The following is a 17,258-nucleotide window of genomic DNA, read 5'->3' on the forward strand; positions in this document are numbered from 1 at the left end:
GTTCGTCAGCGGCGTCGCCCCGCGCCGCGTCGCGGCACGGAGTGGACGTTCGCCGGCAGCGTCTCACGCTGCTGGTCGGAGTCCCACTTCTCGTATGCGTCGACGATCTCGCCGACCAGCCGGTGCCGCACCACGTCGGCACTGGTGAGCCGGGAGAAGTGCACGTCGTCCAGGCCGTCCAGGATCTCCTGCACGACCCGCAGGCCGCTGCGCTGGTCACCCGGCAGGTCGACCTGCGTCACGTCACCGGTGACCACGACCTTGGAGTTGAAGCCGAGACGGGTCAGGAACATCTTCATCTGCTCGGGCGTGGTGTTCTGGGCCTCGTCCAGGATGATGAAGGCGTCGTTGAGCGTCCGGCCGCGCATGTACGCCAGCGGAGCCACCTCGATCGTGCCCTGCGTCATCAGGCGCGGGATCGACTCGGGGTCCATCATGTCGTGCAGCGCGTCGTAGAGCGGGCGCAGGTACGGGTCGATCTTCTCGTTGAGCGTGCCGGGCAGGAAGCCCAGCCGCTCGCCCGCCTCGACCGCGGGCCGGGTCAGGATGATCCGGGTGACCTGCTTGGCCTGCAGGGCCTGGACCGCCTTGGCCATGGCCAGGTAGGTCTTGCCGGTGCCCGCCGGGCCGATGCCGAAGACGATCGTGTTCGCGTCGATCGCGTCCACGTATTTCTTCTGGCCGAGGGTCTTGGGGCGGATGGTGCGCCCGCGGCGGGAGAGGATGTTGAGGGTGAGCACCTCGGCAGGCCGTTCGGTGGTGCCCTCATCGGTCAGCATGCCGACGGTGCGTCGGACGGCGTCCTCGGTCAGCGTCTCGCCCTTCTCGATAAGCTCCAGCAGCTCACCGAAGACGCGCTCGGCAAGCGCGTTCTCGGCCGCCGGGCCGGTGATGGTGATCTCGTTGCCCCGGACCAGGATGTCGCTGGACAGGGCCTTCTCGATGAGCTTGAGCACGCGATCGCCGGTGCCCAGCAACTGGACCATGACACTCGGGTCGGACACGGTGATCTTGGTCTGCACCGCGTTCGAAGAAGAACCAACGCTCATAAGTCGGCCGACCGGCCTTCCGCCACCTGCTCTCCGCACTCACCGGACCGGCTCAGGTCGCCGCCCGCTGGTCCCATCGTAGTCACCGATCCCACCATCGCCGCCAGTGGTTATGACGGCGTGCCCGCTATCCGCCGGGTTCGGCCGCCGACCGCACCCGCCAGGAGCGGAAGTCCGCGCAGCGGACGAGCGACCGGCGGGTAAGGGAGGCCGAGAGGCCGAACCCCGCGCCCGCGAAGGCGGGCGCCGGCAGCTCAGTTCGGCCGCCGACCGCACCCGCCAGGAGCGGAAGTCCGCGCAGCGGACGAGCGACCGGCGGGTAAGGGAGGCTGAGAGGCCGAACCCCGCGCCCGCGAAGGCGGGCGCCAGTTCAGCTGCTCACCCATACGCCGTCGAAGGTCTCCTGGCGGCGGGTGAAGCGGTAGGTCGCCCAGTGCATCCGAACCACCTCGCCGCCGGCGTCGCGGGTCAGGCGCAGACGCTCGCCCACCTCCCGGCCCGACACGGTACGCAGCACGTCCGGCTCGCCGGGCAGCGCCGCGAAGACGGCCGGGGGCGCGTCGGCCGGGTCGTCCGCGCCGCGCCCGGTCAGCACGCCGCCCTCCCAGCGGAACACGTACTCGTAGCCCTCGCCCCACCAGCGGCCCAGCACGCTGCGCAGGTGCTCGGGGGCGGGCTCGCCCGGGGTCCACGGCGCGACGTCGACCGGGTCGGCGGCCAGCGCCTCCTCGATCAGCCGGTGCGGCAGGTCGATGATCGCCGAGGCGGTGCCGGAGGAGGCCAGCACGGCTGCGGCCATACCCCCCGGGTTGCCGGGGCCGCCGTGGCGGCCGCACGCGGCGGCCAGGAAGCCGGGCATCGCGCCGTTGTGTCCGACGTGCAGCACACGGCCCTCCCGGGGCCACAGCATCAGGCCCAGGCCCACACCCGAGCCCCAGAGCGTCTCGTTGCGTGGCGTGAGCGGCCAGCGCGCCTCGGCGAGGGTGTCCGCGGCCAGCACCGTCCCGTCCGGGTCCACCGAGGCCGGGTCGGTCAGGAACGCCGCCCAGCGGGCCTGGTCGGCCGCGGTGCTCCACAGCTGCGCGGCCGGGCTGACCGCGCCGAAGTCGGTCGGCGGCTCCGGCCGGGCGTGGTCGGAGTACTCGTCGACCAGGTAACCGGTCGCGGCGTGCGCGGGCGCACCGTACGTGGTGGCGGACAGGTTCAGCGGGCGGCAGATGCGCTCGTCGACCAGGTCCCACCAGTCGCCGCCGAGCCGCCGCGCGGCGAGGTGGCCCAGCAGCGCGAAGCCCAGGTTCGAGTAGTGGAAGCGGCGCGCGGGCGGGTGGATCGCCTCGGTGCGGGCCAGGTCGTCGAGCAGGCCGGGCAGGTCCGGCGGGCTCAGCGTGTCCCACACGTCGCCGACCGGCTCGCGCTGCAGGCCCGCGGTGTGCGACAGCAGCCGCCGGATGGTCAGCCCGCCGTGCGCGGGCACGTCGAGGTGGGAGCCGATCGGGTCGTCGAGGTCCAGCAGGCCCGCGTCGCGGCATTGCAGCACCAGGACCGCCGTGAAGGTCTTCGTGATCGACCCGATCCGGAACGGGGTGTCGGCGTCCAGGGGCGCGCCGGGGTTGCCGGACCCGCCCACCTGGAATGTCCACAGCGGACGGTCGTCGCGGCGCAGCGCCACGCTGAGGGCGGGCACCCGGGCCTCGGCCTGTACGGCGCGGACCAGGCGTTCGAGAGTGCGGTTCAGGTCTGCCACGGCGGCGAGACTACCCGGTGAGATCGCCGTCCATGTCGACGCCGCCGAGCACGTGCGCGTGCGCGTGGAACACGGTCTGCCCCACCGACGCGCCGGTATTGAAGATCACCCGGAAGCCCTCGCCGACCACGCCCTCGGCGGTGGCCACGTCGGCGACGGTGGCCAGCACCTCGCCGGCCAGCGCGGAATCGCCCGCGGCCAGTGTCGCGACGTCGGCGTAGTGCTCCTTCGGGATCACCAGCACGTGCGTGGGGGCCTTCGGCGCGATGTCCCGGAAGGCGAGGGTGCGCTCGGTCTCGGCGACCACCGTCGCGGGGATCTCCCCCGCCACGATGCGGCAGAACAGGCAGTCGGCAACGGTCACGAGACAGATCGTAGGCTGCCTCCATGTCCGATTCACGAGCGGTGCTGGTCACCGGGGCGTCGCGCGGCGTCGGCCGGGCCGTCGCGGCCGCGTTCGCCGCCCGCGGCGACCGCGTCGCCATCCACCACCGCGACTCCGCCGACCTCGCCGAATCGCTGCGGGCATCGCTGCCTGGTCAAGGGCACGCGGTGGTACGCGCGGACCTCGCCGACCCGGCCGCCGTCGCCACGATGGTCGATGCTGCCGCACAGGCGCTGGGCGGGCTGGATGTGCTGGTCAACAACGCCGGGCAGGCCTACCCGCACCCGATCACCGGGGTCACCTACGAGCAGTGGCAGGAGCTGTGGACGCGCACGCTCGCGGTGAACCTGACCGGCCCGGCGAACGTCACCTACTGCGCGGTCCGGCACATGCTCGCCCGTCCCCCGGGCTCCCCGTCCGCCCGCGTGATCAACGTCGGCTCCCGCGGGGCCTACCGCGGCGAGCCCGGCCAGCCCGCGTACGGCGCGGCCAAGGCCGGCCTGCACGCCATGGGCCAGTCCCTGGCCGTGGCGCTGGCCCCGTACCGCATCGCCGTCGCCACCGTGGCCCCCGGCTACGTCCAGGAGGACGAGACCAACGCCGCCTACAAGGTCCCCCGCGGTGCCGAACACGCCGCGCAGAGCCCGTTCGGCCGGGTCGCCCGCCCCGAGGAGATCGCCGCCGCCGTCCTCTGGCTCGCCGACCCCGCCGCCGAATGGGCCTCCGGCGCCGTCCTAGACCTCAACGGCGCCTCCCACCTCCGCTGACCGGGCCCTGCGGCCTTGATCGTCCAACTTGCCTGGCAGGTGTGCGTATCTTGAGCACGCTTTCGCACAGGTGCCTGGCAAGTCGAGCGATCATGGCGGACGCGCCGCAGTCGGGTGCTCACCTCGCGGCGGTGACCGGACGCGGCCGTTGCGCCGGTGGGTGCAGAGCAAGCAAATGGGTGCAGAGCAAAGTCGCCCGGGGAGTCACCAGCGGTGCAGGCGGGTGGCGAGCACGCTGAGGGCCGCGACGCCGGCTGTCGAGGTACGCAACACGTTCTCGCCCAGGCGCACCGCCACCGCACCGGCGGCGAGGAACGCCGTGATCTCGGCATCGTCGATGCCGCCCTCGGGGCCCACGACCAGCACGATCTCCCCGGCGGCGGGCAGCTCGACCTGGGACAGCCGCTCGGTCGCCTCCTCGTGCAGCACGTACACGGCCGAGGCCGTCGTGAGCCGCTGGACGAGCTGTTTCGTGGACAGGTCGGGGTCGCCGCCGACCACGGGCAGGAACGTGCGGCGGGCCTGCTTGGCGGCCTCGCGGGCGACCGCCGCCCACTTCTCGCGGGACTTCGTGCCCCGGTCGCCGCGCCACTGGGCGACGCTGCGCGACGCGGCCCAGGGCAGGATCTCGTCGACGCCGACCTCGGTCATCGCCTGTACGGCCAGCTCACCCCGGTCGCCCTTGGCGATGCCCTGGGCGACGACCAGGCGAGGGTCGGGCGCGTGGGCGTACCGCAGCTCGATGATGGCCAGATCGAGCGTGCCCTTGCCGATGGCCTGGACCACCGCGGACGCCAGACCACCGCGCCCGTCGGCGAGCAGCAGCGCCTCGCCCACCCGCAGCCGCTGCACCGTCGCGGCATGGTGGCCCTCCGCCCCACCGAGCGTGTAGACCCGCCCCGCAGGCAGCTCGTCGACCAGGAACAGCGGCGCACTCACGGCAGACATCCTCCAGTGGTGATCATGAACTTATGGGTGCCGACACGCCGTCGAACACGTCCATAAGTTCATGATCAACGCGGTGAAGAGACCCCTCAGTGGCCGTTGAAGGCGTCGCGGACTCGGGAGAAGAAGCCGCCCTGCTTGGAGAGTTCGGCGACCTCCTCGCCGCGGGCGCGGGCGAACTCTCGGAGCATGCGCTCCTGCTCGCCGTCGAGACGGGTGGGAGTGCGGACGTCGAGGTGCACGAACAGGTCGCCGCGGCCGGTGCCGCGCAGGTGCGGGACGCCCTTGGCGCGGATGCGCAGGGTCGAGTTCGGCTGGGTGCCGGGCTTGACCTCGACCTGCTCCTCGGAGTCCAGGGTCTTGATGGTCAGGCGGGTGCCCAGGGCGGCGGCGGTCATCGGGACGGTGACCTTGCAGTGCAGGTCGTCGCCCTTGCGCGCGTACACGTCGTGGGCCCGCTCGTGGATCTCCACGTACAGGTCGCCGGACGGGCCGCCGCCGGGGCCGACCTCGCCCTGGTTGGCCAGCCGGATCCGCATGCCGTCCTCGACGCCGGCCGGGATCTTCACGGTCAGGCTGCGCCGGGTGCGGACGCGGCCGTCGCCGGCGCAGGTCGGGCACGGGTGCGGGATCGTGGTGCCGAAGCCCTGGCAGGCGTTGCACGGGCGCGACGACACGACCTGGCCCAGGAAGGTGCGCTGCACCGACTGCACCTCGCCGCGCCCGCCACAGGTGTCGCAGGTCTGCGGGTGGGTGCCCGCCGCGGTGCCGGCGCCGGAACAGGTGGTGCACAGCACCGCGGTGTCCACGGTGATCGGCGCCTCGACACCGAACGCGGTCTCGAACAGGTCGAGGTCCAGCCGCAGGATGGCGTCCGCGCCGGGCCGGGTGCGCGGGCGCGGGCCGCGCGAGCCGCTGCCGCCGAAGAAGGCGTCCATGATGTCCTGGAAGCCGACGAACGGGCCGCCGCCGGGGCCGCCCGGACCCGCGCCGCCTCCGCCCGGCGCGAGCGGGTCGCCGCCCAGGTCCACCATGCGCCGCTTCTGGTCGTCGGAGAGGACCTCGTACGCGTTGTTGATGTCCTTGAACTTCTCCGCCGCGGCCGGGTCCGGATTGACGTCCGGGTGGTACTGACGGGCGAGCTTGCGGTAAGCCCGCTTGATGTCGTCGGCGTCGGCGTCCTTGGGAACGCCGAGAATGCCGTAGTAGTCCTTGGCCACGCTGTCCTCAAGCCTCGTTCAGCAACAACAGGAAATTCGGAATCAATGTCCCAGCATCTCGCCCACGTAACGCGCCACGGCGCGAACGGTGGCGATGGTGCCGGGGTAGTCCATGCGGGTCGGGCCGACGATGCCCATCCCGCCGACGACGGTCGCGCCCGGACCGTAGCCCGTGCTGACCACCGAGGTGGCCCGCAGGTCGACGACCTCGTTCTCGTCGCCGATGCGCACCCGGGCCGCGCCCGACTTCACCTCGTCGAAGAGCTTGAGCAGGATGACCTCCTCCTCCAGCGCCTCCAGGATCGGCCGCAGCGCGCCGGTGGTCAGGTCCAGCGGGCCCATCCGGGCCAGGTTCGACGTGCCGGCGAGGGCCAGCCGTTCCTCGTGCCGCTCGACGAGGGTCTCCAGCAGGACGCTGACCAGCGTGCTCATGGTTGCCTTGCCCTGCGGCTCGGCCCGCTCGACCAGACCCTGCACCAGCGGCGGGGTGTCCACCAGCTTCACGCCGACCAGGGTCGCGTTGAGGGTGCGGCGCAATTCGGTGATCTCGTCCGGCTCCACGGGGCCAGGCAGCTCGACGACCCGCTGCTCGACCCGGCCGGTGTCGGTGATCATGACGAGCAGCAGCCGGGTGGTGGAGACCGGAACCAGTTCCAGATGGCGTACGGAGGACCGGGTCAGGCTCGGGTACTGCACCACGGCGACCTGGCGGGTGAGCTGCGCGAGCAGCCGCACCGCGCGGTGCACCACGTCGTCGAGGTCGACCGCGCCGACCAGGAACCGCTCGATCGCCCGGCGCTCGGCCGGGGAGAGCGGCTTGACCCGCGACAGCCGGTCTACGAACAGGCGGTAGCCCCGGTCGGTGGGCACCCGGCCGGCCGACGTGTGCGGCTGGCGGATGAAACCCTCCTCCTCCAGCACGGCCATGTCGTTGCGCACGGTCGCCGGCGACACACCCAGGGCGTGCCGCTCGACCAGCGCCTTGCTCCCCACCGGCTCCTGCGTCGCGACGTAGTCCTCGACGATGGCACGCAGCACTTCGAGTTTGCGGTCATCCAGACCCATACGCACCTCCCGGCTGGCACTCGTCGTGAGCGAGTGCCAGTCTACGTGGGCCGTCACCCGGACGGCATAGGCGTGGTGACGGGGTCGACACCACGCGGCATCCGACACCTGGCGCGGACATCGACAAAGTGGACAGCGGGTAAACTCGGCCGATCGGCTCGCAGTGTGTCGCCTATCGGTCACGGGTGTTGACTGGCGCCGATTGATCCACAGACCTAGCCTGTCGGGCATGAGTGAACCCACCCCGCCCGGCTCCTCGGAGCCGCCGGTTCCTTCGGCCCCCTCTTACGAGCCGCCGGCCCCGGCAGCGCCGCCGTCGGCCCCCGCGTCTCCCCCGCCGTCCGCCCCTGGCGGCTACACCCCTCCGCCGTCGGTCGGCGGCCCCGCCCCGGTCGGCTACGCCAACCCGGATGACAAGACCTGGGCCCTGGTCGCCCACTTCGGTGGCGCGCTGACCTGGTTCGTCGCTCCGCTGGTCGCCCTGCTCGTCAAGGGCAACGAGTCGCCCACGGTCAAGGCGCACGCGACCGCCGCGCTGAACTTCCAGATCCTCTGGGGCGTCATCAGCATCGTGAGCCTCTGCGTCGGCAGCTGCCTGAGCTGGCTGATCCTGCCCATGGTGCTGTTCTTCGTGCCGCTGTTCCCGCTGATCATGGGCGTCATGGCCGGTGTCAAGGCCAACAACGGCGAGCTGCCGAAGTACCCGCTGACCATGAACCTGATCAAGTAAGCCGGGTCACCAGGCCAGCAAGGAGTGGACCACCGCGTCCGCGAGGAGACGGCCGCGCAGCGTCAGCGCTGCGCGGCCTTCTGCGTACGCGGAGGGTTCGAGCAGCCCGTCGGCCAGCGCCTGCCCGGCCGCGGCGCGCCCGGCCTCGTCCAGTACGGCCAGCGGCAGGCCCTCGATCAGGCGCAGCCGCAGCAGCACGTCCTCGGTGTGGCGCTGCTCTTCGGTCAGCACCTCCCGGCCCAGGCCCGGGGAGAGCCCTTCGGCCAGCCGGGCCGCGTACTTCGCCGGGTGCTTGACGTTCCACCAGCGCACGCCGCCGACGTGGCTGTGCGCGCCGGGCCCGAGGCCCCACCAGTCGCCGCCGCGCCAGTAGAGCAGGTTGTGCGCGCACCGGGCGGCCTCGTCGGCGGCCCAGTTCGAGACCTCGTACCAGCCCAACCCGGCGGCGGACAGCGCCGCCTCCGCCGCCAGGTAGCGGTCCGCGGCCACGTCGTCGTCCGGGGAGGCCAGCTCCCCGCGCCGGATCCGGGCCGACAGGCGGGTGCCGTCCTCCACGATCAGGGCGTACGCGCTGACGTGGTCCACCCCCGCGCCGACCACCGCGGCCAGCGAGGCGGCGAAGTCGTCCTCGGTCTCCCCCGGCGTCCCGTAGATCAGGTCCAGGTTGACGTGCTCGAACCCGGCCTCCCGCGCCTCGAGCGCGGCGGCCGGGGCGCGCCCGGCGGTGTGCTTGCGGTCCAGGATGCGCAGCACCCCGGGCGCGGCCGACTGCATGCCCAGCGAGATCCGGGTGAATCCGGCCGCGCGCAGCTCCCGCAGCGAGGCGGGGTTCACCGACTCGGGGTTGGCCTCGGTGGTGACCTCCGCGCCGGCGGCCAGTCCCCACGTGCTGTCGACCGCTTCCAGCATCCGGCCGAGCTGGGCCGGCTTGAGCAGGGTGGGCGTGCCGCCGCCGACGAAGACGGTGTCGACGCGCGGCGGGGCGGGCAGCACCTTCGCGGCCAGCGCCAGCTCGGCGAGCACCGCCTCGACGTAGCCCTCGGTGTCCGCGCCGCCCAGCTCCGAGGCGGTGTAGGTGTTGAAGTCGCAGTACCCGCAGCGGCTGGCGCAGAACGGCACGTGCAGGTACACGCCGAAGCCGCGCCCGCCGACGTCGGCCAGCGCGGACTCGGGCAGGACACCGGTGTCGGGTACGGGTTCACCGTCGGGAAGCTGGGCCACGGCTCTAGTCTGCCCTCATGTCCTCACCTGACTCCCACCTCGTCCGGGTCACCCACGCCCGCGGCGTAACGACGATCACCCTCGACAGCCCGCACAACCGCAACGCGCTGTCGCACCGGCTGATGACCGAACTGCTGGCGGCGCTGGCCGAGGCGAACGCCGACGACCGGGTACGGGTGATCGTGCTCGACCACACCGGCCCGGTCTTCTGCTCCGGCGCCGACCTGGCCGAGACCGCCGCCGCGGCGAAGTCCGGGCAGATGCCGGCCGCGCTGCTGGGTGACGTGCTGGGCGCGGTGGCCCGGTCGGCCAAGCCCGTGGTGGCCGTGGTCCGGGGGCCGGCCCGCGCGGGCGGGCTGGGTCTGATCGCCGCCGCCGACCTCGCGGTGTGCACGGCGGGGGCCACGTTCGCCTTCACCGAGGTGCGGCTGGGGGTGGTGCCCGCGCTGATCTCCGCCACGGTGCTGCCCAGGCTGGCCCCGCGCGCCGCCGCGGAGCTGTACCTGACCGGCGACGTCTTCGACGGACCCCGCGCCGCCGCGATCGGGCTGGTGACCGCGACCGCGCCGGACGACGACGTGGACGCGGTCGTCGCACGCTGGTGCGAGAGCCTGGTCCGGGGGGCGCCCGCCTCGCTGGCGACGACGAAGGAACTGCTGCGCCGCCGCCCGGAGCCGGACCTGGACGCCGAGCTGGCCCACCTGTCGGAAATCTCGCTGCGCTTCTTCGGCTCCGCCGAGGGCCGCGAGGGAGTCGCCGCATTCCGGGAGAAACGGGATGCCGCTTGGGTTCCGCGGTCCGACGAGGACGGTGCTGTGGCGGCGGCCACCCCGTAGGGTGGCCTGAACGAGCCTGCGGCGGGGGCGGGCGGCTTGCGGACTTCGACAAGCCGCCCGCCCTCGCGCACATGTCGAGGAGGCCGCTGTGAAGGGCAAGCATGCGCTGACCGTCCTGGTGATCCTCGCCGTGGTGTTCGGCGTCGGCGGCTACCTCGCCCGGCAGCAGTTCGACGGCAAGCTGGAGATCCCGCTCCCCCGGCTCGGCGCGCCCGAGTGCGTGGCGCGCGCCGACGGCGAGGTGCGCCTGGACCCGGAGCAGATGGCCAACGCCGCGACCATCGCCGCCGTGGGGATCAGCCGCAACGTGCCCGACCGCGCGGTGATCGTCGCGCTGGCCACCGCCCTGCAGGAGTCGAAGCTGCGCAACCTGGAGCATCTCGGCGAGGGCAACGACCACGACTCGCTCGGCCTGTTCCAGCAGCGGCCCAGCCAGGGCTGGGGCACCGCGAAACAGATCATGGATCCGCGGCACGCCGCCAAGCGCTTCTACACCAGTCTGCTGAAGGTCAAGGGGTGGCAGAAGATGCGGGTCACCGAGGCCGCCCAGCGGGTGCAGCGGTCGGCCTACCCCGAGGCCTACGAGAAGTGGGCCGAGGAGGCGACCGTGCTGGCCAAGGTGCTGACCGGACAGCAGGCAGGCGGTGTGACCTGCGACACGTACGGCGACGAGCCGCCGGCCGACGCCGCGACCGCGAAGGCGCTGGCCGACCGGATCAAGGCCGACTTCGGCACCGCCAAGGCCAAGGGCGTCACCGCCGAGGGCACCGCCCTGCGCGTACCGGCCGCGAACAGCAAGGCGGGCTGGCAGTTCGCGCACTGGCTGGTGGCCCAGGCGCCGATCACCGGGGTCACCCGGGTGACCTTCGCCGACCAGCAGTGGTCCGCCGGTGACCGCGCGTGGTCGAGCGCCGAGAAAGTGGCCGAACAGGTGGTGGCCGAGGTCGTCGCGGGCGGGTGACCCTGGTGGCAGGCCGGTCCGACGAGCCCCGCGCGACACAGTCACTCGGGAACGCGAGTTAGTATCGGCACTCGTTCGCGAAGGTTGCTCATCCCGGCACGCCACCCCCCAAGTCGCGCGCCCCGATCCTGCCTTCGACTGTGCCCAAGTCTGGAAGGACGCAAGGGGAGGACATGACCATCACCTCTCAGGAGCCGGCTGTGGACTACGCGCCGCTCACCGACGCCGAGCGCAAGGAATTCCACGAGAACGGGTACAAGCACCTCCCGGGTGTCGTCAGCCCCGAGATCGTGGCCGAACTCCAGGCCGAGGCCGACCGCCTGTACGGCGAGAACAAGAACACCGGTCACATCGACAAGACCGGCTCGCTGCACCTGCTCGGCGCCGTCAGCCACAGCCCGGCGTTCGCCCGGATGCTCGACTACTCCCCGACCTTCCGCTGGGTCTGGGGTCTGGCCGGCTGGAACATCTACTCCCAGCACAACCACCTCGACGTCAACCCGCCGTACGAGGAGGACGAGACCCCGCGCTGGGAGTGGCACCAGGACGGCTGGCGGCAGAACTCCGACGCGGAGTACTACGCCCCGTACTACGGCGACATCCCGCGGCCGATGCTGTCGATCAAGGTCGCCATCGTGCTCAGCGACATCTCGGAGCCGGGCCGGGGCCAGACCCTGTGCATCCCCGGCTCGCACCTGAACAACCACATGTACCGGCCGACCGACCCGACCGAGATCGCCAAGGGTCCGGAGGGCGCCGTGCCGTGGCTGGCCAAGCCCGGTGACGCGTTCATCTTCGACCGCCGGCTGTGGCACTCGCGCTCGCGCAACCGCTCGGACGTGACGCGCAAGATGCTCTTCATGAGCTACACCTACCGCTGGATCCGCCCGGTCGACGACATGCCGATCGACCGCGAGTCCGCGTGGTACGCCGGCCTCACCCCGGTGCAGCGCCAGCTCATCGGCGAGGCGTTCGGCAACCTGAAGGTGCAGAACATGTGGGGCGTCGGCGAGGGCGGCTGGATCGACGACACGATCCCGCTGCGCGCCGAGCTGAAGGAGCGCGGCCTGCTGGACCGCAACGTCCCCTGGCTGCGCTGACCAGCGCATGAACAGACAGTGAGGCCGGGCCGCATCTCGCGGCCCGGCCTCACTGCTGCTGGCGGGCGGTCAGTCCAGGATCTTCTGCCCGCCGGTGACGCACTGGCCGGCGACGAACGCCGAGCTGTTGATCGGCAGCGCCGGGCCGAGCTGGCCGAGCAGGCCGGACGACGCGCAGGTCTGCAGCGGCAGGATGTCCAGGACCTGGTTGCTGAGCAGCGGGAGCACCGCCGGGTTCTTGCGCTTCTGGATGGTGCTGTTGCTGTTGTAGCAGTCACCCAGCACGGTGGTCGGCGAGTTCACGGCCGCGGCCACGCCGACGATCGACGCGGTCGAACCGCAGACCTGGACGGCCGCGGCGTTCACGACCGAGCCGCTGAGCAGCGACACCAGGCTTTGCGGCCCTTCCTGCGCGCTGTCCTTGGGCGCGGCGATGAACGTGTTGGCGTTGGAGCAGTCGCCCACCACGGTGGCGGGTGAGGCGACCGCGGCCGTCACGCCGGCGATGGCCGCGTTCGAGCCGCAGACCTGGATCGGCAGCGCGTTCACCGAGGTGTCGTCCAGGATCGAGATGACCCCCTGCACCTGGTTCTGCCGGATCAGGACGTTGCCGTTGGCACAGTCGCCCAGCACGGTGTTCGGGGAGCGGAGCGCGACCGCGGCCGATACGACCTGAGCCGATGCCGAGCCGCACGCCTGCCACGCGCCGGTGGTCAGCGCGCTGCCGTTGGCGATGGAGATCAGCGGCTGGCGCACCTCCCGCTGGGGGCCGCGGGCGACGTCCTTCACGGTCTTCACGGCAGCGAGCGCCTGCCCCGCGGCCTGCTGCACCGCCGCCTGCTTCAAGGTGGTCGCGGCGGTCCTGACGGGATCCGCATGCGCCGGTCCGGCCGCGGGCGCGGCGGTCGCCGCGGAACCCATCACCGCCACCGTAGCGAGCGCTCCGGCCGCGACGACCCCGGCCTTTCCTATCTGCATCGTCACTCCTTGTATTCAGTGCCGCCGGCGCCCGAGTCGCAGGCACACGTCAGCGCGGCATGAGTTGTCGTTGGCGAGCATTCGAAGGGGCGAGTCGCGCTGGCGCGACCCGCCCCGTCCGCCGTGCCGGTTCAGCGACTAGTCGATGACCGTGTTGGCGTTGTAGCAGCTGCCGATGACGGTGTTCGGCGAGGTGATCGGAACCGCCGCGGCGATGATGTTCGCGCTCGTGGAGCCGCAGGACTGCAGCGGGAGCACGTTCAGCGAGGTGTTGTCCAGGGCGGCGATGACACCCTTGGGGTCGTCCTTGCTGATCTTCACGTTGGCGTTCTTGCAGTCACCGATGACGGTGTTCGGCGAGGTGATCGGGATCGCCACGCTGAGCACGTCGGGCGAGGTCGAGCCACAGGCCTGGGCCGTGATCAGCTGCACGGCGGTGCCGTTCAGCGCGGAGATCAGGCTGACGGAGTCCTGGTCCCACGGGGCGTCCCAGCCGCCGCCGCGCGCCTGCGGGGCGACGCGGGCGTTGGCCCGGTTGGCCCACGCGCTGCGGTTCTTCAGCGCGCCGACCTTCTTGACCAGGGCCTGACGGGCCTTGTCCATCGCCAGGGACTGGCCCATCGGCATGGCCTCGGTCCGGGCCGACTCCTGCCAGTGGTCGTCGTTGTCCCACTCGTCGGAGCCGTTGATCTCGATGTTGCTGTTCTGGCAGTCACCGATGACCGTGTTCGGCGAGGTGATCGGCACGGTGATGCCGACGACCTGGCCGTCGGTCGAGCCGCAGGACTGGATCGACGCGATGTTGATCGCGGAGTCGTTGCCGACGCCGAGGATCGCTGCCTGCTTGTCCGTCTGCTTGATCTTGACGTTGGCGTTGGCGCACGCGATGTCGTTCTTGTGGCCGTAGCCGTCGTCGTGACCGAAGCCCGAGACAACGGTGTTCGGCGAGGTGATCGGCACCGAGATGCCCACCACGTTGCCGCTGGTGGAGCCACACTGCTGGAGGGCGGCCACGTTGACGACCGTACCGTTGAGCAGCGCGACGACCGACGCCGAGTCGATGTCCCACGGCGCGTCCCAGCCGTTGTTGTCGAAGCCGCCGCCGCGGGCGAGCTTCAGCTGGTTGGCCCCGACCTGGCGCATCGACGTGGTCTTGCCCTCGGTGGAGGCACCGGCCTGGGTCAGCGCAGAGGCGTCCGTGCTGGGCGCCGCAGCGGCAGGAGCCCCCATGATCGCCATCGTAGCGAGAGCGCCCGTGGCGACGGCTCCGGCCTTCTTCATCTGCATCGTCACTCCTTGTGCGACTTTGGAACCTGCTATGCCCTCATATCGGGCGAAAGCGGCAAAACACTGCACTTGGGGTAACGATGGGTAGATTGCCCAGTTACTACGGCTCCAGGCCTTTTGTCGGCAGATCTTTGGCCGACCGTGCACCCCCGCCGACCGAACAGCCATAACCCACACGAGCGACGGCACATCCCTGCCGGAGAGCACCTCCATGATCGCCCGACTTGCCCGGAAAACGTGCGTATCTTGGCCCGCCGGTCGCCCACCTGCCCGGCAAGTCGGGCGATCTTGGCTCGGGCAGGGCCGCGACCGCCGCAGCGAGCAGCGCCACGGTGCAGGTTCCTGGAAACTGCACGAACCGTCGGCTGGATTCCTGCACTTTCCTTGAAACTGCAGGCCGGTGGCCGACGCAGGCCCGTGTCTGCGGCCGGGGCGGGTCAGCGGGACGGGAGGAGGGTGGCGGCGTCGCGGAGGGCGCGGTCCATCGTGGTGAAGGCCATGACGGGCGGGTCGGCCAGCGGGAGCCAGGCGGACTCGGAGGACTCGTCGGGGTCCAGGCGCAGGTGGGCGCCGGCCGGCAGGGTGGCGAGGAAGAAGCAGTCCAGGACCGGCAGTCGCTCGCCCTGGAACTCGTAGTCGCCGACGTACATGCCGACGAACGCGCCCAGCTCGACGTCGACGCCCAACTCCTCGCGGGCCTCCCGGCGGGCCGCGTCGGCGGGTTCTTCCCAGGCGTCGCAGAAGCCGCCCGGTGTCTCCCACAGCCCTTCGCGGGGCGGCCGCGAGCGGCGCAGCGCCAGGAAGCGCCCGCTGCCGTCGAGCACGATGAGGCTGGCTGTGGGGCGGGCGTTGAGGTATTGCTCGTACCCGCAGCCCCCACAGACGGCCGGCGGCGCGGCCGGAAGGGCCGCGCCGCAGCGGAAGCAGTGTCCCGCGAACGTCACTTCTTCTTGCCGCCCTCGGGTGCCTCCGAGGTGGACAGCGCAGCGATGAAGGCCTCCTGGGGCACCTCGACCCGGCCGACCATCTTCATGCGCTTCTTGCCTTCCTTCTGCTTCTCCAGCAGCTTGCGCTTGCGGCTGATGTCACCGCCGTAGCACTTGGCCAGCACGTCCTTGCGGATCGCGCGGATCGTCTCGCGGGCGATGACCCGGGAGCCGATGGCCGCCTGGATCGGCACCTCGAACTGCTGGCGCGGGATCAGCTTCTGCAGCTTGGAGGCGATCGTCGTGCCGTACGTGTACGCCTTGTCCTTGTGCACGATGGCGCTGAACGCGTCGACCGGCTCGCCCTGCAGCAGGATGTCCACCTTGACCAGGTCGGAGGCCTGCTCGCCGCTGGGCTCGTAGTCCAGGCTGGCGTAGCCCTTGGTGCGCGACTTCAGCTGGTCGAAGAAGTCGAAGATGATCTCTCCGAGCGGCAGCGTGTAGCGCAGCTCGACGCGGTCGGCCGACAGGTAGTCCATGCCCTGCAGCACGCCGCGGCGGCCCTGGCACAGCTCCATCACCGCGCCGACGTAGTCGTTGGGCGTCAGCACCGTGGCGCGCGCCACCGGCTCGTACACCTCGGCGACCTTGCCGTGCGGGTACTCGCTCGGGTTGGTGACCGTGATCTCCTTGCCGTCGTCGGTGACCACGCGGTAGACCACGTTCGGCGCGGTGGCGATCAGGTCGAGGCCGAACTCGCGCTCCAGCCGCTCCTGGATGATCTCCAGGTGCAGCAGGCCGAGGAAGCCGCAGCGGAAGCCGAAGCCCAGCGCCGCCGACGTCTCCGGCTCGTACACCAGGGACGCGTCGTTGAGCTTGAGCTTGTCCAGGGCGTCGCGCAGCTCCGGGTAGTCCGAGCCGTCCAGCGGGTAGAGGCCGGAGTACACCATCGGCTTGGGGTCCTTGTAGCCGCCGAGCGGCTCGGTGGCCGGCTTGGCGTTCAGGGTGACCGTGTCGCCGACCCGGGACTGCCGCACGTCCTTCACGCCGGTGATCAGGTAACCCACCTCGCCGACGCTGAGCGACGGCGACTTGATCGGCTCCGGCGAGATGACACCGATCTCCAGCAACTCGTGCACCGCGCCGGTGGACATCATCTTGATCCGGTCGCGGGCGTCGAGGCGGCCGTCGATGACGCGGATGTAGGTGACGACGCCACGGTAGACGTCGTACACCGAGTCGAAGATCATGGCGCGGGCCGGGGCCTTCGGGTCACCGCCGGTCGGGGCGGGCAGCTGCCGGACGATCTCGTCGAGCAGGTGGGACACGCCGTCACCGGTCTTGCCGGACACCCGCAGGCAGTCCTCCGGCTCGCAGCCGATCAGGTGCGCGAGCTCCTCGGCGTACTTCTCCGGCTGCGCCGCGGGCAGGTCGATCTTGTTGAGGACCGGGATGATGGTGAGGTTGTTCTCCATCGCCAGGTACAGGTTGGCCAGCGTCTGCGCCTCGATGCCCTGGGCGGCGTCCACCAGCAGGATCGCGCCCTCGCAGGCGGCCAGGCTGCGCGAGACCTCGTAGGTGAAGTCGACGTGGCCAGGCGTGTCGATCATGTTGAGGACGACCTGCTCACCGGCCCGCTCGCCCTCGCGCACGGTCCACGGCAGGCGTACCGCCTGGCTCTTGATGGTGATGCCGCGCTCGCGCTCGATGTCCATCCGGTCGAGGTACTGCGCCCGCATCTGCCGCGGGTCCACCACCTCGGTGATCTGCAGCATGCGGTCGGCCAGCGTCGACTTGCCGTGGTCGATGTGGGCGATGATGCAGAAGTTGCGGATGGCGGCCGGGTCAGTGTCGCCGGGCTTGTTAGATCCGAGCAGCGGAGGCACGGTGATCCGTTCTATAGGGCGTGAGGCGCGGAAAGCGGGTCGCAGGCGACGGGCCGCGTTCGGCGTGAGGCGGTCATTGCCGCCCCTATGATCCCACGCCCGCCGACCGTGCCGAAGCGGGCTTCAACGTTACCGCCGCCGACGCTCCCGCGGCGGCC

16 protein-coding genes are annotated in these 17,258 nt (G+C 71.3%); 5 read left to right on the plus strand and 11 right to left on the minus strand.

The features are described from left to right. Positions 1-5 precede the first annotated feature (5 nt). The 3 genes from AB0B66_RS23305 to AB0B66_RS23315 all read right to left on the minus strand — a co-directional run bounded on the left by AB0B66_RS23305 (position 6) and on the right by AB0B66_RS23315 (position 3,157). Complete coding sequence (locus AB0B66_RS23305) at positions 6-1,049, minus strand: PhoH family protein (protein ID WP_360533483.1); 1,044 nt, start codon at positions 1,047-1,049, stop codon at positions 6-8. A gap of 370 nt (positions 1,050-1,419) precedes the next feature. Further along, the gene (locus AB0B66_RS23310; protein WP_360533486.1) at positions 1,420-2,793 is read right to left on the minus strand and encodes a serine hydrolase domain-containing protein; all 1,374 of its coding nucleotides are present in this window, start codon (positions 2,791-2,793) and stop codon (positions 1,420-1,422) included. Between the two features lie 10 nt (positions 2,794-2,803). Then, the gene (locus AB0B66_RS23315; RefSeq protein WP_360533489.1) at positions 2,804-3,157 is read right to left on the minus strand and encodes a histidine triad nucleotide-binding protein; all 354 of its coding nucleotides are present in this window, start codon (positions 3,155-3,157) and stop codon (positions 2,804-2,806) included. A gap of 23 nt (positions 3,158-3,180) precedes the next feature. Between AB0B66_RS23315 and AB0B66_RS23320 the strand changes: the two genes are divergently transcribed. Further along, complete coding sequence (locus AB0B66_RS23320) at positions 3,181-3,945, plus strand: SDR family oxidoreductase (RefSeq protein WP_360533492.1); 765 nt, start codon at positions 3,181-3,183, stop codon at positions 3,943-3,945. 204 nt (positions 3,946-4,149) lie between these two features. On the opposite strand, the gene AB0B66_RS23325 is transcribed toward AB0B66_RS23320, so the two are convergent. From AB0B66_RS23325 to hrcA, 3 genes are all read right to left on the minus strand, one after another. Then, positions 4,150-4,884, minus strand: a complete 735-nt coding sequence (locus AB0B66_RS23325) for a 16S rRNA (uracil(1498)-N(3))-methyltransferase (RefSeq protein WP_360533495.1) — start codon at positions 4,882-4,884, stop codon at positions 4,150-4,152. 95 nt (positions 4,885-4,979) lie between these two features. Next, entirely contained in the window at positions 4,980-6,110 is a 1,131-nt protein-coding gene (dnaJ, locus tag AB0B66_RS23330) for a molecular chaperone DnaJ (RefSeq protein WP_360533498.1), read from the minus strand. Between the two features lie 42 nt (positions 6,111-6,152). Further along, a complete protein-coding gene (gene hrcA / locus AB0B66_RS23335; protein WP_360533501.1) occupies positions 6,153-7,175 on the minus strand; it encodes a heat-inducible transcriptional repressor HrcA in 1,023 nt (340 codons plus the stop codon). 229 nt (positions 7,176-7,404) lie between these two features. Here hrcA and AB0B66_RS23340 point away from each other — a divergent pair, with 229 nt between their 5' ends. Continuing rightward, the gene (locus AB0B66_RS23340) at positions 7,405-7,905 is read left to right on the plus strand and encodes a DUF4870 domain-containing protein (RefSeq protein ID WP_360533504.1); all 501 of its coding nucleotides are present in this window, start codon (positions 7,405-7,407) and stop codon (positions 7,903-7,905) included. Positions 7,906-7,911: 6 nt separating this feature from the next. Here the strand turns inward: AB0B66_RS23340 and hemW are convergent, their stop codons facing one another. After that, on the minus strand, positions 7,912-9,126 hold the full coding sequence (gene hemW, locus AB0B66_RS23345; RefSeq protein ID WP_360533507.1) for a radical SAM family heme chaperone HemW: 1,215 nt from the start codon (positions 9,124-9,126) through the stop codon (positions 7,912-7,914). Between the two features lie 17 nt (positions 9,127-9,143). Here hemW and AB0B66_RS23350 point away from each other — a divergent pair, with 17 nt between their 5' ends. From AB0B66_RS23350 to AB0B66_RS23360, 3 genes are all read left to right on the plus strand, one after another. Further along, on the plus strand, positions 9,144-9,962 hold the full coding sequence (locus tag AB0B66_RS23350) for an enoyl-CoA hydratase-related protein (protein ID WP_360533510.1): 819 nt from the start codon (positions 9,144-9,146) through the stop codon (positions 9,960-9,962). Between the two features lie 88 nt (positions 9,963-10,050). Further along, complete coding sequence (locus AB0B66_RS23355; protein WP_360533513.1) at positions 10,051-10,923, plus strand: hypothetical protein; 873 nt, start codon at positions 10,051-10,053, stop codon at positions 10,921-10,923. Positions 10,924-11,096: 173 nt separating this feature from the next. Then, entirely contained in the window at positions 11,097-12,023 is a 927-nt protein-coding gene (locus AB0B66_RS23360) for a phytanoyl-CoA dioxygenase family protein (RefSeq protein ID WP_360533516.1), read from the plus strand. Positions 12,024-12,092: 69 nt separating this feature from the next. Here AB0B66_RS23360 and AB0B66_RS23365 read toward each other — a convergent pair whose 3' ends face one another. The 4 genes from AB0B66_RS23365 to lepA all read right to left on the minus strand — a co-directional run bounded on the left by AB0B66_RS23365 (position 12,093) and on the right by lepA (position 17,100). Next, positions 12,093-13,001 carry a hypothetical protein gene (locus AB0B66_RS23365; protein ID WP_360533519.1) on the minus strand — a complete coding sequence of 303 codons (909 nt, stop codon included), beginning with the start codon at positions 12,999-13,001 and terminating at the stop codon, positions 12,093-12,095. Between the two features lie 138 nt (positions 13,002-13,139). Then, positions 13,140-14,288 carry a hypothetical protein gene (locus AB0B66_RS23370; protein ID WP_360533522.1) on the minus strand — a complete coding sequence of 383 codons (1,149 nt, stop codon included), beginning with the start codon at positions 14,286-14,288 and terminating at the stop codon, positions 13,140-13,142. A 437-nt stretch (positions 14,289-14,725) separates the two neighbouring features. Next, positions 14,726-15,232, minus strand: coding sequence for an NUDIX hydrolase (locus AB0B66_RS23375; protein WP_360533525.1), 507 nt, complete (start codon positions 15,230-15,232; stop codon positions 14,726-14,728). Then, on the minus strand, positions 15,229-17,100 hold the full coding sequence (lepA, locus tag AB0B66_RS23380; RefSeq protein WP_360533528.1) for a translation elongation factor 4: 1,872 nt from the start codon (positions 17,098-17,100) through the stop codon (positions 15,229-15,231). The genes AB0B66_RS23375 and lepA overlap by 4 nt, the downstream gene beginning before the upstream one ends. Positions 17,101-17,258: the final 158 nt, after the last annotated feature.

Source organism: Catellatospora sp. NPDC049111 (assembly GCF_040648615.1).
In the GTDB taxonomy this organism is placed as follows: Bacteria; Actinomycetota; Actinomycetes; order Mycobacteriales; family Micromonosporaceae; genus Catellatospora; species Catellatospora aurea.

What these genes read in the sequence shown, in the direction of transcription:
- AB0B66_RS23305 (WP_360533483.1), bottom strand. Translation starts at nt 1,049, where the DNA reads ATGAGCGTTGGTTCTTCTTCGAACGCGGTGCAGACCAAGATCACCGTG.
- AB0B66_RS23320 (WP_360533492.1), top strand. Translation starts at nt 3,181, where the DNA reads ATGTCCGATTCACGAGCGGTGCTGGTCACCGGGGCGTCGCGCGGCGTC.
- hrcA (WP_360533501.1), bottom strand. Translation starts at nt 7,175, where the DNA reads ATGGGTCTGGATGACCGCAAACTCGAAGTGCTGCGTGCCATCGTCGAG.
- AB0B66_RS23340 (WP_360533504.1), top strand. Translation starts at nt 7,405, where the DNA reads ATGAGTGAACCCACCCCGCCCGGCTCCTCGGAGCCGCCGGTTCCTTCG.
- AB0B66_RS23350 (WP_360533510.1), top strand. Translation starts at nt 9,144, where the DNA reads ATGTCCTCACCTGACTCCCACCTCGTCCGGGTCACCCACGCCCGCGGC.
- AB0B66_RS23360 (WP_360533516.1), top strand. Translation starts at nt 11,097, where the DNA reads ATGACCATCACCTCTCAGGAGCCGGCTGTGGACTACGCGCCGCTCACC.
- AB0B66_RS23365 (WP_360533519.1), bottom strand. Translation starts at nt 13,001, where the DNA reads ATGCAGATAGGAAAGGCCGGGGTCGTCGCGGCCGGAGCGCTCGCTACG.
- AB0B66_RS23370 (WP_360533522.1), bottom strand. Translation starts at nt 14,288, where the DNA reads ATGCAGATGAAGAAGGCCGGAGCCGTCGCCACGGGCGCTCTCGCTACG.